At 48.8% G+C, this 13,332-nt stretch carries 14 protein-coding genes and 1 tRNA gene; 11 read left to right on the forward strand and 4 right to left on the reverse strand.

The window, feature by feature from the left end; translation table 11 throughout:
* Positions 1-171: 171 nt before the first annotated feature.
* On the forward strand, positions 172-810 hold the full coding sequence (locus HH196_RS02405; protein ID WP_169450495.1) for a GntR family transcriptional regulator: 639 nt from the start codon (positions 172-174) through the stop codon (positions 808-810).
* A 20-nt stretch (positions 811-830) separates the two neighbouring features.
* A complete protein-coding gene (locus HH196_RS02410; RefSeq protein WP_169450496.1) occupies positions 831-1,619 on the forward strand; it encodes an SDR family oxidoreductase in 789 nt (262 codons plus the stop codon).
* Between the two features lie 210 nt (positions 1,620-1,829).
* On the opposite strand, the gene HH196_RS02415 is transcribed toward HH196_RS02410, so the two are convergent.
* From HH196_RS02415 to HH196_RS02425, 3 genes are all read right to left on the reverse strand, one after another.
* A complete protein-coding gene (locus HH196_RS02415) occupies positions 1,830-2,105 on the reverse strand; it encodes a hypothetical protein (RefSeq protein ID WP_169450497.1) in 276 nt (91 codons plus the stop codon).
* Positions 2,098-3,021, reverse strand: coding sequence for an SPFH domain-containing protein (locus HH196_RS02420; RefSeq protein WP_211160808.1), 924 nt, complete (start codon positions 3,019-3,021; stop codon positions 2,098-2,100). Before HH196_RS02420 ends, HH196_RS02415 begins: the two co-directional genes overlap by 8 nt.
* 135 nt (positions 3,022-3,156) lie before the next feature.
* Positions 3,157-3,233, reverse strand: a tRNA-Val gene (locus tag HH196_RS02425).
* A gap of 140 nt (positions 3,234-3,373) precedes the next feature.
* Between HH196_RS02425 and HH196_RS02430 the strand changes: the two genes are divergently transcribed.
* The 8 genes from HH196_RS02430 to HH196_RS02465 all read left to right on the forward strand — a co-directional run bounded on the left by HH196_RS02430 (position 3,374) and on the right by HH196_RS02465 (position 10,661).
* Positions 3,374-4,255 carry an NAD(+) kinase gene (locus tag HH196_RS02430; RefSeq protein WP_169450498.1) on the forward strand — a complete coding sequence of 294 codons (882 nt, stop codon included), beginning with the start codon at positions 3,374-3,376 and terminating at the stop codon, positions 4,253-4,255.
* Positions 4,256-4,258: 3 nt separating this feature from the next.
* The gene (locus HH196_RS02435; RefSeq protein ID WP_169450499.1) at positions 4,259-5,230 is read left to right on the forward strand and encodes a metallophosphoesterase; all 972 of its coding nucleotides are present in this window, start codon (positions 4,259-4,261) and stop codon (positions 5,228-5,230) included.
* On the forward strand, positions 5,227-6,078 hold the full coding sequence (locus HH196_RS02440) for a rhomboid family intramembrane serine protease (RefSeq protein WP_169450500.1): 852 nt from the start codon (positions 5,227-5,229) through the stop codon (positions 6,076-6,078). The genes HH196_RS02435 and HH196_RS02440 overlap by 4 nt, the downstream gene beginning before the upstream one ends.
* A gap of 69 nt (positions 6,079-6,147) precedes the next feature.
* Positions 6,148-6,417: a YeaC family protein gene (locus tag HH196_RS02445; protein WP_169450501.1), complete on the forward strand. Its 270-nt coding sequence runs from the start codon at positions 6,148-6,150 to the stop codon at positions 6,415-6,417.
* Positions 6,410-7,246 carry a DUF2797 domain-containing protein gene (locus HH196_RS02450; RefSeq protein WP_169450502.1) on the forward strand — a complete coding sequence of 279 codons (837 nt, stop codon included), beginning with the start codon at positions 6,410-6,412 and terminating at the stop codon, positions 7,244-7,246. The genes HH196_RS02445 and HH196_RS02450 overlap by 8 nt, the downstream gene beginning before the upstream one ends.
* 14 nt (positions 7,247-7,260) lie before the next feature.
* Positions 7,261-9,864, forward strand: coding sequence for an aminopeptidase N (pepN, locus tag HH196_RS02455; protein WP_169450503.1), 2,604 nt, complete (start codon positions 7,261-7,263; stop codon positions 9,862-9,864).
* A 21-nt stretch (positions 9,865-9,885) separates the two neighbouring features.
* On the forward strand, positions 9,886-10,272 hold the full coding sequence (locus HH196_RS02460) for a hypothetical protein (RefSeq protein ID WP_169450504.1): 387 nt from the start codon (positions 9,886-9,888) through the stop codon (positions 10,270-10,272).
* 17 nt (positions 10,273-10,289) lie between these two features.
* Positions 10,290-10,661, forward strand: coding sequence for a hypothetical protein (locus HH196_RS02465; protein ID WP_169450505.1), 372 nt, complete (start codon positions 10,290-10,292; stop codon positions 10,659-10,661).
* A gap of 3 nt (positions 10,662-10,664) precedes the next feature.
* On the opposite strand, the gene HH196_RS02470 is transcribed toward HH196_RS02465, so the two are convergent.
* Positions 10,665-12,278: a GMC family oxidoreductase gene (locus HH196_RS02470; RefSeq protein WP_169450506.1), complete on the reverse strand. Its 1,614-nt coding sequence runs from the start codon at positions 12,276-12,278 to the stop codon at positions 10,665-10,667.
* 96 nt (positions 12,279-12,374) lie between these two features.
* On the opposite strand from HH196_RS02470, the gene HH196_RS02475 reads away from it, so the two are divergent.
* Positions 12,375-13,304 (forward strand): LysR family transcriptional regulator, encoded by a 930-nt coding sequence (locus tag HH196_RS02475; RefSeq protein ID WP_169450507.1) that lies wholly within the window; start codon positions 12,375-12,377, stop codon positions 13,302-13,304.
* The last annotated feature ends 28 nt before the right edge of the window (positions 13,305-13,332 follow it).

Below are 13,332 nucleotides of genomic sequence, written 5' to 3' on the forward strand. Positions count from 1 at the left end.
GATGAAATCGTTTAACACTGCCACTCACTTTATTAATTATTTGAATTGAGGTGCGTTGCTTAAAGTTGATTATTAATAATCTTGATTCGAAGTTACTTATTATTAATAATCCTGTCAACAGAGATGAATCAGATAAAATCTCTCGGCTTAACCCTTCCAAGGGAAAAAAGTATGAAAGAGAAAGAGATAGTCGAGATGATCGAAGGAAAGATCATATTCGGCGAATACGCACCGGGCTTTAGGCTTGTTGAAGATGATTTGATGTCTTTAACTGGCTCTAAGCGCTATGCCGTCCGTAAAGCTCTAAAGCAGCTTGAGGAGGGGGGATTAGTTGTTATAGAACGCAACAAAGGTGCATCGGTCAATGCTCTCTCTAATGATGAGATAGCCAAAATTTACGAGATGCGTTTTCTACTTCAGAAAGCAGCTGTTGATCTGTTTCCCTTTCCCGTTGATCCCTTTTATATCGCGACCCTCAAGACTATTCATATCGAATACACTAAAGCCTTAACTGAAGGCACAGATGCACGCTTGATCGATACTATTAACGACAAGTTTCACAAAGCATTCTTTTCATACTGCGATAACGCCTATTTAGCGAATGAGATTACACGGTATGGAAATCGGGTTAGGCTTATTCGTAGTCAGGCAATCACTGATATAACCATGCGCAGGCTTCTACTTGCCGACCATGAAGCAATGATTGAAGCGCTAGAGCAGGCGAATAGAGACAAATTAAAGTCTCTCTGTATTACACACATGGAACGCGCTCTAACAGCATATAGAAACAGAGAGCAAGAGAACGCTTAAACCAATTAAGGAAGTGGATTATGGATTTAGGTTTAAATGGTCGCACAGCGGTTGTTATGGGAGCATCTCAGGGCTTGGGTAAAGCCTCGGCACTTCAGCTCGCGGCTGAGGGGGCGCATGTCGTGCTTGTTGCCCGTAATCCGGAGACGCTGGCCAATGTCAAAAGTGAAATTGAGCAGGGTGGTGGCACTGCTGATGTTCAAACCTGTGATCTTTTTGATACAAACTCAAGAGCGGCGCTGTGTGAATTTATAAATTCTCTGCCACGTATTGATGTATTGGTAGGCAACAGTGGTGGTCCAGCCCCTGGTATGGCGCCCGGTATTCAATCTGAGGTTTGGACAAAAGAGTTTGACGCCATGGTGTTAGGCCTCATCGAGATCATCGATAGTGCAGCAGTAAAAATGAAAGCGGCAGGCTTTGGTCGCATTGTGGTGATTGGTTCCTCCGGCATTGTTCAGCCGATTCCAAAATTGGCGATCTCAAATACCCTGCGTTCAGCAGTGGCGGGCTATGTCAAAACCCTATCTGAACAGATGGCACCTCATGGCGTTACTTGTAACATGGTTCTGCCAGGCCGAATTGAGACGCCGCGTACGCAAGCAATTGATAAGGGTACTGCAGCAAATTTGGGTATTAGTGTTGAAGAGGCGCGTGCTCAATCTGCAGCAACAATCCCAGCAGGTCGCTATGGGCGGCCGGAAGAGTTTGGCTCAGTGGTTACCTTCCTAGCAAGTACACAGGCAGCTTACATTACAGGTAGTCAGGTACGTGTTGATGGTGGCGCAATTAAATCGATTAATGCCTAAAACTATCAAAGCTATTAAGAGGTTTAATTTTCGCTGAAGCACTGAGACATTTATCGTAGATCCTGTAATCAAACAGGAGAATCGTGATGAGTGATTTCAACGAAAAACTTGAGCAGATCAAACGTGAACACTGTCCAACCTGCATCGTCAAAAAGTAGGCAGTGAAATAGAAAGAGCGCCCTTGGGCGCTCTATTAGTATCCGGTAGTTTTTAGTACTGGTTGATGTCTGCATCACTCTTCTTATTGAAGAGCATTCTCAGAAGTATCAGTGCAATCACCGAAGTGATACCGACGATAAGAAGCTCATCGATGAGGCCAGCATCCAACATGGTTGGAATCATTCCCACTTTGATAAGTAGGCCAGTAACGATGGCACCTAGACCGAAGCTGATTGAGATGTAGCCAAGGTTCAGAAGCATCTCAACGATGATCAAAATAAGGCCGAGTATCAGCCAGCCATTTCCGTTTGTGAAAAAATCAGCCATTGCTTTTGAGTCCTGATCCAACGGTTTCTGCAAGTAACTCAAGTGAACCGATCGCCTTGGTAATATCCGTTGGCATGATCACGGTTTTCGAGTTGTTTGACGCTGCAACCTGTGAAAGGGCAGTTACCTGTTTCTGAAGTATATCGAAGTTGATCGCAGATTGGCCGCCATTGTTGATCGCTTCAGAGATCATGCGGGTCTGCTCTGCGGTTGCCTCAGCCTTAGCTTTGATAGCGTAGGCCTCTGCATCAGCGGCAACACGCACCGCCTCAGCCTGCTTCTGCGCTTCATAGAGTTTCGCCTCAGCTTTCAGCTCGATAGAGCGCTTTTCACCCTCAGCCTGTGCAACAGCAGCACGGCGTTGGCGTTCAGCGTTTAACTGCTGGCGCTGCGCCTCTTTAGTCTGCTCATCTACCTGTACATCGGTGATCTCGGTACGAGTGATCTCAATCCCCCAAACTTCAGCAGCTTTCTGAAGGTTGGTGAGAATCTCCTCATTCATCTGTGCACGAGAAGATTGCAGCTCATCTAGGTCTAACTTACCTGCTGCAGAACGGACAATTGATTCAGCGGTGGTCTGAATAGCCTGATCGATATTCTGAATTCGGTAGACCGAACGCGCGGCATCGATAATGCGGAAGAAGTTGGTCGCCTCAAGAATCACCTCAACGTTATCTCGTGTGATAACGCTAATCTCAAACGCAGGTAACTGGCGCTCCAGAATAGAGATGCGATGGCGCACCTGATCGATCATTGGGATAACAAAGTTAATACCGGCATTGAGCGTGTTAGAGAACTTACCAAAGCGCTCTACAATAAATACCTGCGACTGCGGTACAACCTTCACAGCTGACCAAGCCATTACTAAGAAGAAGAATGCGAACACTAAAGTGACAATCATGCCTTCGCTCATCATGTGAGATTCCTGTATTGATTGAGTGATTAATTAATCATAGACCATAAGGGTCATTTAAGGATTAATTGTTGGACAAATTTGTTAATCAATTAGATCTAAAACAAAAAGCCCCGCTAATAGCGAGGCTTGTATGTGTGGTACGGATGTCCAGATTTGAACTGGAGACCTTCACGATGTCAACGTGACGCTCTAACCAACTGAGCTACACCCGTATTGTGGGTGGGATTATAGCTCTGCAATGCTTCTGGTCAATCGGTTATCTAGATTATCCCTTGGTTGGCTAACTTTATTGATCTATTGCCTCTATAATCAAACCTTTAGAACTGCTTAGCATGGAGTGAAAGGGCAGGGTATGGATCAATTTCGTAGCGTTGGGCTGATCGGGCGTCTTGGTAGTAAGAGTGTTATTGATACGCTCAAGCAGATGATTCGTTTCTTGGAGTCGCGCAATCTTAATATCGTGATCGATAGTAAGGTGGCCGATCTGATTCCAGGGCATGGCCAACAGGTGAGCTCCCAGAAGATGATGGGAGAGATTGTCGATTTAGTGATTGTGGTCGGTGGTGATGGATCACTGCTCGGTGCTGCGCGCTCTTTGGCAACTTCGAATGTCCCTGTGCTCGGTGTGAACCGCGGTAACCTTGGCTTCCTGACGGATATTTCACCCGATGACTTTGAGAAGCAGGTCGCAGATGTTTTGGAAGGTCGCTACGTTGTTGATAAGCGCTTCCTGCTTGATGTGATTGTGAAGCGTGGTGGCTCGCCGATTGCTGAAGCTACTGCATTGAACGATACAGTGCTTCACCCTGGTAAAGCGACCCGTATGATCGAGTTTGAACTCTGGATCGAGGGGCAATATGTCTACACCCAGCGTTCCGATGGATTGATTGTCTCTACGCCTACAGGTTCTACAGCCTATGCACTCTCAGCAGGTGGCCCTTTGATGCATCCGAAGCTGGATGCGTTGGTACTGGTGCCGATGTTCCCGCACACACTCTCTAGCCGCCCGATTGTGGTTGAGGGTAACTCCGAATTGAAACTGGTGATCTCGGAGAACAACGAGACCTACCCATCGATCTCCTGCGACGGCCAGACCAGTATTACTCTGGCGCCAGGCGACACGATTACGATTCATAAAAAGCCGCAAAAACTCCGCCTTTTGCATCCACTCGACTACGATTTCTATGGCACCTGTCGAACTAAGCTCGGCTGGAGCTCGAAACCAGGGGAGTAGAGTTTGGCTTTTAAGGGTTATGACCTTATCGGCGATATTCATGGTTGTTCTGAAACGCTTCGAATACTGCTAGATAGGTTAGGTTATCGATTAGAGCGGGGCGTATATCGTCACCCGCAGCGCCGTGTCATCTTCTTGGGTGATATAGTCGACCGTGGGCCTCATATCCGTGAGACCTATGAGATTGTGCGCGCGATGGTTGAGGCGGGTGAAGCTGAAATCGTTATCGGTAACCATGAGTATAACTACCTCTGTTACCGCACAGAGAATCCAGATAAGCCTGGTACTTTTCTTCGTGAACATACACCTCGTCACCAGCGCATAGTGCAGGAGACGCTAGATCAGTTCGCCAACTATCAAAACGATGAGCGCGACATGCTGAGCTGGATTATGGATATGCCGCTGTTCATTGAGAAAGATGATCTGCGCGTTGTGCATGCTTGCTGGCACAGTACTCTGATTAAGCGTCTGCAGACGCAGGTGCCGAGTTGCCCGCGTATTACCAAAGAGTTTCTCTACAAATCCGCTGTGCCGAATAGCTTTGAGTTTTTGGTGATGGATCGCCTAACCCGCGGTACCCATCTACGCTTGCCTAATAACGAGGTGATGGTGAGTAAAGATGGCTTCAGACGCCACTTCTTCCGGACCAAGTTCTGGTCGCGTGAACCGCAGTTTATGGGGGATGTGGTATTCCAGCCCGATCCGCTACCAGAGCATATTGCCCGTACCGAACTTACTCCGGCTGACCATATCGATCTGCAGCACTACGGCCCTGAAGAGCGGGCGCTCTTTATTGGCCACTACTGGTGTGAGGGTGAGCCTAAACCGGTTGCCGATAATATCGCCTGTCTAGACTACAGCGCCGTGAAATATGGCAAGTTAGTGGCCTATCGTTTTGATGGTGAGCGTGAACTCGATAGCAGCAAGTTTGTCTGGGTCGACGTCAACGCTGAATTCCCAAGGATGCCTCTGTGACACCGGTTCTTCAGGTTGGGCTTGAGGTTGATTTAACCGAGTTCACCCAGTTCTTGTGGGCGCATAAGGTGCCGCACCGTGTGACTGAAGAGGGGCAGTCGCAAACCCTTTGGATAGCGCCTCATATCAATGCTGAACGTATTCGTGAACTCTTTGGTTACTGGCAGGGTGGCGGTGAACTGAACAAGGTTGATGTGGTTGTTCATAACCCTAAATTTGCCAATTCACTCTCTATCACTGAGCTGAAGCGACTTCCTGTAACTGCGCTGGTCATTGGCCTAACTGCGCTTATCACGCTGTTGATCGAATTTGGTGCCAACTCCTCTTGGATGATTCACTTCACCTTCACCGACTTTGTCATATCCGGTGATAAGGTGAGCTACCAAACGCTGAAAACCATGCTCGCATCAGGTGAGTTATGGCGTATCTGGTCACCCATGTTTATGCACTTCAGTATGGTGCATGTCCTCTTTAACCTGCTTTGGATCTGGATGATTGGCGGGGCGATAGAGCGCAAACAGGGCCACAGCCATTTCCTTCTTTTGGTGCTCTTCTCTGGCGCAATAGCGAACCTTGCGCAGTTTTGGATTTCTGGTCCGCTGTTTGGTGGGCTATCGGGTGTGGTATTTGCAGTGTTGGGTTACACCTGGCTGTGGGACCGTATCGCAAAACAGCCGGTGTTTAGATTGCCGCAGGCGCTATTTGGTTTCATGATCTTCTGGTTGGCGCTGGGTTACAGCGGTGCGCTGGAGTTTATCGGTCTTGGTGCTATTGCTAACACTGCCCATTTGGCTGGCTTGGTCTCTGGTTTAGCCTTTGCACTTATCTCTAAAATCTGGCGCGTTTGATCGTCCGTAAACCTTATTAATTGTGTTATCCTGTTTGCCTCTTTTAGGACTCTTTTAAGGTGTTCAACCGTGAACTATGACCAGATGATTGAGGCGATGACGCCTGAGATCTATGAATCACTTAAACGTGCTGTTGAGCTGGGTAAATGGCCCAACGGTGAGCGACTAAAACCGGAACAGCGTGAGACCAGTCTGCGTGCTGTTATCGCCTATGAGATGGCGCGTGAAGTGCCGGAAAACCAGCGTGTTGGTTTTATCGATCGTACCCGTCCAGATGGCAAACAACATGGTCAGGATCCACTACAACCCGACGTGTTAAGAATCCTTACTAATGACTGATCAACCGCTAGTATCTGGTGTGCTGCGCAAGATGCGCGTGCACCTAGAGTCACCTGTTCGTTATGAGTTGGCACTGGATGATAGCGGCTCGGGCCCAATCCTAAATGACTTTCTAGGTCAGCATGTAAAACTTGAGTACACCGGTGTTATTAACTGTTTAGAGTGTGGACGCAAGTCGAACAAGAGCTTTAACCAGGGATTCTGTTACCCCTGTTTCACCAAGTTACCGGGCTGTGATACCTGTATTGTTAAGCCAGAGACCTGCCACTTTGCAGAGGGTACCTGCCGTGACGAGAGCTGGGGCCTAAAGAACTGTTTTGCACCGCATGTGGTTTATCTTGCCAACTCATCCGGAGTGAAGGTGGGTATTACCCGTCGCACTCAGGTACCTACGCGTTGGATTGACCAGGGTGCTATACAGGCGCTGCCAATATTTGAGGTGGATAACCGTCTTCAATCTGGCTTGGTTGAAACACTTTTGGCGACCGAGGTGGCCGATAAAACCAACTGGCGCACAATGTTGAAAGGTGCAGTTGATCCAATTGACCTCTACCAAGCACGTGATGAGCTATTGGCTAAGTGCCAGGCGCAACTGACGGCGCTAAGTGATGCGCAATCGGGTGATGCTATTCGTCTCTTGGATGAGAAGATCGTCGATATCAACTACCCCGTGCTTAACTACCCAACCAAAGTTGCGAGCCTAAACTTTGATAAAACCCCAGTTGTTGAGGGTGTTTTACAAGGGATAAAAGGGCAATACTTAATTCTCGATACTGGCGTTATCAATCTTCGTAAGTTTGGCGCCTACAACATCAATTTTTACGCGTAACTGGAGCCCCATTCGTGAGCGATCAGCAGCCTAATACCATCTACCTGAAAGATTACCGTGTACCTGATTTTCTTATCGACTCTGTCGCGTTGCGATTTGAACTCGATGAAGAGGAGACCCTCGTCAAGGCGACACTCTCAATGCGTCGCAATCCAGAGTCGAATCTGCGTAACGCGCCACTGGTACTGCATGGTGATAAAAGCTTAGAGCTAAAGCGTATCTGCATGAATGGACAGGCAGTGCCAGAGAGCGAGTATCGAGTAACGGATGACTCCCTCACCATTGATGTTGTGCCAGATAGTTTTGAATTAGGCACCTTGGTGCGTATTCAGCCGCAGTTGAATACCGCATTAGAAGGGCTCTATAAATCGGGTGGGGCATTTTGTACCCAGTGTGAAGCGGAAGGGTTCCGTCGTATTACCTACTACCTTGACCGTCCAGATGTGATGTCGCTATTCACCACGACCATTGTGGCTGACCCTGCTCGTTATCCTGTGCTGCTCTCTAACGGCAACCTGATTGACGTGGGTGTGACTGAAGATGGCCGTAAGGTTGTGACCTGGGAAGATCCTTTCAAGAAGCCTGCCTATCTTTTTGCGCTAGTGGCGGGTGATTTGAGCAGCATTACCGATACCTTTACGACCGCCTCTGGCCGTGATGTGAAGCTTGAGATCTATGCTGATGCAAAAGATCACGACAAACTGAGCTACGCGATGGATTCGCTTAAGCGCTCGATGCGTTGGGATGAAGAGGTCTATGGCCGTGAGTACGATCTTGATATCTACATGATCGTTGCGGTCGACTTCTTCAACATGGGCGCTATGGAGAACAAGGGGCTTAATATCTTCAATACCAGCTGTGTATTAGCGAGCCAGAAGACCTCTACCGACCTAGCGTTCCAGCGAGTTGAAGCGGTCGTTGCGCATGAATACTTCCACAACTGGTCGGGTAACCGTGTCACCTGTCGTGATTGGTTCCAGCTTAGCCTCAAAGAGGGTTTCACAGTTTTCCGTGATGCCGAGTTCTCGGCTGATATGAACTCGCGTACGGTGAAACGTATTGAGGATGTTGCACTCTTGCGTACTGCACAATTTGCAGAAGATGCAGGCCCTATGTCCCATGCTGTGCGCCCGGAGTCGTTTATCGAGATCTCTAACTTCTACACCCTCACTGTCTATGAGAAGGGTGCAGAGGTTGTGCGTATGATCCATACCCTGTTGGGTGCCGAGTTGTTCCGTAAAGGGACCGATCTCTACTTTGATCGCCATGACGGCCAAGCTGTGACTACAGATGATTTCTTAGCAGCCATGGAGGCAGCATCCGGCCGTGACCTAAGCCAATTCAAACGTTGGTACTCGCAGGCGGGTACACCCGTTGTGCATGTGAATGATAGCTGGGATGAGAGTCAGGGAGTTTATACAATTCACTTCAAACAGAGTTGTCCTGCTACTCCAGGGCAGACCGAGAAGCTACCCTTCCATATGCCAATAGTTTACGGATTGCTTGATGAAACTGGCGAGGAGCTGCGCAATGGACTGTTTGAGTTAACTGAATCTGAGCAGAGTCTCACGTTTGAAGGTTTAACCTCACGTCCTGTGCCATCCCTTCTTCGTGGTTTCTCAGCGCCTGTGAAACTTCGCTTTGATTATAGTGATGCTCAGTTGCTGCTAATGATGGAGCACGATACAGACGGCTTTAACCGCTGGGAAGCAGGACAGCGCTATCTGATGAATAAACTGCAAGCGGGTATTGCAGGTGAGCAAGTTGCGCCAAGTGATGCATTGATCTCGGCTTGGCAGTCACTGATGAGCGATACCAGCCTAGATGAGGCGATGCTTGCTAAGTTGCTTACTCTGCCTACAGAAGCCTACCTCAGTGAAGAGGCGAGTGTGATCGATGTCGATGCGATTCATAACACTCGTCGTGGTTTTGTCCAGGCGCTAGGCCGTGCTTTAGCACCCTCTTGGCAGGCGGTTTATATGCGCTGTCAGGCAACTGAAGCCTATGCACCTTCCGCCGAACAGGTGGCGCGCCGCTCATTGAAGAACTTGGCGCTTAGTTACCTTGTCGCTGCTGAGGTTGATGGCGCTGTTGAACTGGCACAGCATCAGTTTAACAATGCCGATAATATGACCGATCAGCAGGCTGCACTGACTATTCTTGTGCACTCATCCGATAAGGGTGCGGCAGCAGATGCGCTCGCATCCTTCCGATCGCAGTGGCAGGATGAGGCGCTGGTTATCAATAACTGGTTGGCGATTCAGGCAGGTGACCCAACTGAGGGTGCGCTTGACCGTGTTAAAGCACTTGAGAGCGATCCTCTGTTTGATGCTAAAAACCCGAACAAACTGCGCAGTCTCGTGGGCGCTTTCGCTGGCGCTAACCCGATTCAGTTCCACGCGATGGATGGCAGTGGTTATCGCTACCTTGCTGATTGGATCATTACCCTCAACACGCAAAACCCGCAAATTGCGGCACGTATGTTGGCGCCATTAACACGCTGGAAACGCTACCCAGAGTCGCGACAGGTGATGATGCGCGCTGAACTTGAGCGTATTATGGCAGTTGAAACGCTATCACCGGATGTTTATGAAGTGGTAAGTAAGAGTTTGGTGTAAGGGAAGTTTAAGGAGAGTTATATGGCTGTATCTATCGATCCATCACTGCAGTTTGACCTGCAACAGAACTATCGCCGTTACCTGAAGTATCTTGATCAATATGGTGTTGAGAATGACCAACTGAAGCTGGCTCGCGGCTCTAAGGTCTGGATGGTTGCGTTAGTTCTGCTGGTATTCGCGTTAGCGTCTGACTTCTTCTTAGGTGCAAGTGCGGCACTCTTTGGTATCTTCTTCTACCGTGTTGCGATGGCATGGCTTGAGGTGAGCAAAGCCGAAGAGGGGCGTGAGCAGGCGGAACGTTGGTTCCAAAATAAAGGGTTTAAACTTGAAGGTCGCGTACTGTTTGAGAGTAGTGACGAGATGTTGGAAAACCCAATTGATCCTTTTGATGAGCGCATCTACCGCTAAGAGACACAAGAGACTGCATGGATAAGCTAACCGCGATTAAAGAGGCAAAATTAATAAAAGATTTTGCCGATGGACGTATCTTCTACTTTTGGGAGTTCCAAAATGGAGAGGCGGCGAGTGACTCGTTAACGAGTTACGAGGATGCTGTTGAGTGGTGGCGCCATGCAGTTTTTGATGCCTATGAAGGGCCAGAGCGCCGTACAAGTTACGTCGATCGTCGCGCCAATGATGTTGCCCGTATCCAACAGGCACCGCGTGGTCAAATGCCGCCTATGCAATCACACGGTGGTCGAAGAGCCACTGATAAACTGCCTGAGATTGCAGAAGATCGCTCTATCGAGAAGATAAAGGCCTTTAAGATGGCCTTTATCAAGTCAAAAGCGGAATAGCTTTTAGGCGTTATCCGCAAGAATCATATCTGACGCTTTCTCAGCGATCATCGTGATCGGAGCGTGAGTGTTACCTGACGTAAGGGTCGGCATGATCGATCCATCCACCACACGAATCCCCTCTAAACCATGTACACGCAAACGTGTATCGACAACGGCCATAGGGTCGTTACCCATTTTAGCAGTTCCGACTGGGTGGAAGATGGTGGTACCTACATCACCCGCCGCTTTGGCTAGTTCTGCATCTGACTGTAGTTGCGCACCCGGCTTAAGTTCAACAGGGTTGAATTCCTGCAAACGTTGCGTCGCCATCAAGCGGCGGGCATGACGTAGGCTGTCCGCAGCTACTTTACGGTCCCCATCTGTTGATAGGTAGTTAGGTTTAATCGCTGGCGGTACCTTTGGATCGGTCGATTGAATGTGACAGGTGCCTCGGCTCTCTGGACGCAGGTTACACACTGATACAGTAATAGCAGGGAACTCATGTAGATCTTCACCGAACTTCTCAAGTGAGAGCGGCTGCACATGGTATTCGATGTTGGCTGTTTCGTGCTGTTTTGCCGATTTGGTGAAGATACCCAGCTGACTAGGTGCCATCGACATGGGGCCAGAGCGTTTCAAGAAGTATTCAGCCGCGATTTGCGCTTTGCCAAGAAGGGTTGATTGCCACTCATTCAGGGTTTTGGTGTTCTGAACGGTAAAGATAGTACGAAGCTGTAGGTGGTCTTGTAGGTTTTCACCAACGCCAGGAAGCTCGTGCACCATATCGATATTGTGCTCAGCTAACACATGCGCAGGGCCTATGCCTGAGAGCTGTAGGATCTGTGGTGAGTTCACGGCACCTGCGCTTAGGAGTAACTCTTTATTAGTCGCAACAGTCGCTGCATGGCCGTTGATCTCAAGATCAGCACCAATCACTCGCTTACCATCAAGACAAAGCTTGGTCACCCGAGCATGCGTCATAATCGTTAGGTTAGGGCGTGCTTTTACTGGGTTGATAAAGGCTTTGCGTGAGTTCCAACGCACACCATCCTTCTGGTTAACAGGGAAGTAGCCGGAACCCTCGTTATCACCCCGGTTAAAGTCGTTGGTACGATCAATACCCATCTCTTCAGCAGCATCACGCACCGCTTCTAGAATTGGCCAGCTTAGACGCTGTTTCTGAACATAGAGCTCGCCCTGATCGCTGTGGAAATCATCTGCAGGTTCGTAGTGGCGCTCCGACTTTTTGAAGTAGGGGAGAACATCTTTCCAGCTCCAACCATCGTTACCTAGCGATGCCCACTCATCATAGTCGCGCTCTTGGCCACGCATGTAGATCATGCCGTTGATTGATGAACAACCGCCCAATACTTTACCGCGTGGGTAGATTAGGGAACGACCGTTAAGGCCAGCGTCTGGTTCAGTTGAGAAGCACCAGTCAGTTTTAGGGTTGCCGATACAGTAGAGATAGCCAACAGGGACATGTACCCAGAACTGGTTGTCACTGCCACCCGCTTCGAGGAGTAGCACTTTGGTGTTTGGATTTTCGCTGAGGCGATTGGCAAGCACGCAGCCTGCAGAACCTGCACCAACGATAACGTAATCGTAACTTCCTAAATCCTTAACCTGTGCCATAGAGAACCCCGAATTATTGTTAATAAACCCTATCTTATGATTATTTGTGTGTAATTAAATGCTTAAAAAGACTTATTGCTGTGCTAAATTGCACATATGAAATCTGAAGATCTGAACTGGAATGACCTACGCTACTTTCTTGAAGTTGCACGAACTGGTCGCTATTTAACTGCTGCCAAGCGGTTAGGGGTAACGCACACAACTGTCTCGCGTCGTATTGCTGCACTGGAAGAGGCGTTACAGGCACGTCTTTTTGATAGTGATGAGCGCGGACTGCATCTCACTGCGTTGGGTGAGAGTATCTTGCCGTTAGCGCAGCAGTTTGAGGATGTAGCGACTCTTACGCAAGAGGTGGCTACGGGTAGCGATCGAGCACTGGTAGGTAATCTTCGAATAGGTGCGCCTGATGGTATCGGTAACCTATTTATCGCAAATCAGTTAACGGACTACATGCACCGCAATCCAGATCTGAATATCCGCCTGGTTCCAGTCCCACAGAGTCTGAATCTGATTAAGCGCGAAGTGGATATCGCGATTAGTTTGGAGCCCTCGACGCGTAAAGATATCGATTGTCGTAAACTGACTGACTACAAGCTCTTTCTCTACGGTTCACGTGCATACATAGATAAGCATCAGGTTGATATTCAAGATATTGAGGCGGTTAAGAGGCATCCATTTGCTGGCTATATCCCAGATATTCTCTACACCGACCAGCTCAACTTTAACCACCTGATTGCACCAGGTCTTAGGGAGAGCTTTCAAGGCGCAACCGTTATGTCGCAATTTGAGTTCATTGCCAACGGCGGGGGGTTTGGTGTTTTACCGCACTTTATGGTGCAGGATGACCCGCGGTTTGTGGCGATATTACCTGAACAGATTCTGTTCGAACGCAGCTACTGGCTATTAACCCCAATCGAGCTGCGCCGTCGTGCCAATGTTAGATCAATAGAGCATGAGTTAGAGCGGCTTGTCTCGGCTCAGCAGCGCCGCTTCTATCCGCGATTTCCTCTAGATCCTTCAGCGTGAGGAAGAGCCCTTAGCGTGAAGAAAAGCC

This window comes from Marinobacterium sp. LSUCC0821 (assembly GCF_012848475.1).
Classification (GTDB): domain Bacteria; phylum Pseudomonadota; class Gammaproteobacteria; order Pseudomonadales; family Balneatricaceae; genus Marinobacterium_E.

Coding starts and splice junctions, on each gene's coding strand:
- HH196_RS02405 (WP_169450495.1), top strand. CDS start 172: ATGAAAGAGAAAGAGATAGTCGAGATGATCGAAGGAAAGATCATATTC.
- HH196_RS02410 (WP_169450496.1), top strand. CDS start 831: ATGGATTTAGGTTTAAATGGTCGCACAGCGGTTGTTATGGGAGCATCT.
- HH196_RS02415 (WP_169450497.1), bottom strand. CDS start 2,105: ATGGCTGATTTTTTCACAAACGGAAATGGCTGGCTGATACTCGGCCTT.
- HH196_RS02420 (WP_211160808.1), bottom strand. CDS start 3,021: ATGATGAGCGAAGGCATGATTGTCACTTTAGTGTTCGCATTCTTCTTC.
- HH196_RS02430 (WP_169450498.1), top strand. CDS start 3,374: ATGGATCAATTTCGTAGCGTTGGGCTGATCGGGCGTCTTGGTAGTAAG.
- HH196_RS02450 (WP_169450502.1), top strand. CDS start 6,410: ATGACTGATCAACCGCTAGTATCTGGTGTGCTGCGCAAGATGCGCGTG.
- HH196_RS02460 (WP_169450504.1), top strand. CDS start 9,886: ATGGCTGTATCTATCGATCCATCACTGCAGTTTGACCTGCAACAGAAC.
- HH196_RS02465 (WP_169450505.1), top strand. CDS start 10,290: ATGGATAAGCTAACCGCGATTAAAGAGGCAAAATTAATAAAAGATTTT.
- HH196_RS02470 (WP_169450506.1), bottom strand. CDS start 12,278: ATGGCACAGGTTAAGGATTTAGGAAGTTACGATTACGTTATCGTTGGT.
- HH196_RS02475 (WP_169450507.1), top strand. CDS start 12,375: ATGAAATCTGAAGATCTGAACTGGAATGACCTACGCTACTTTCTTGAA.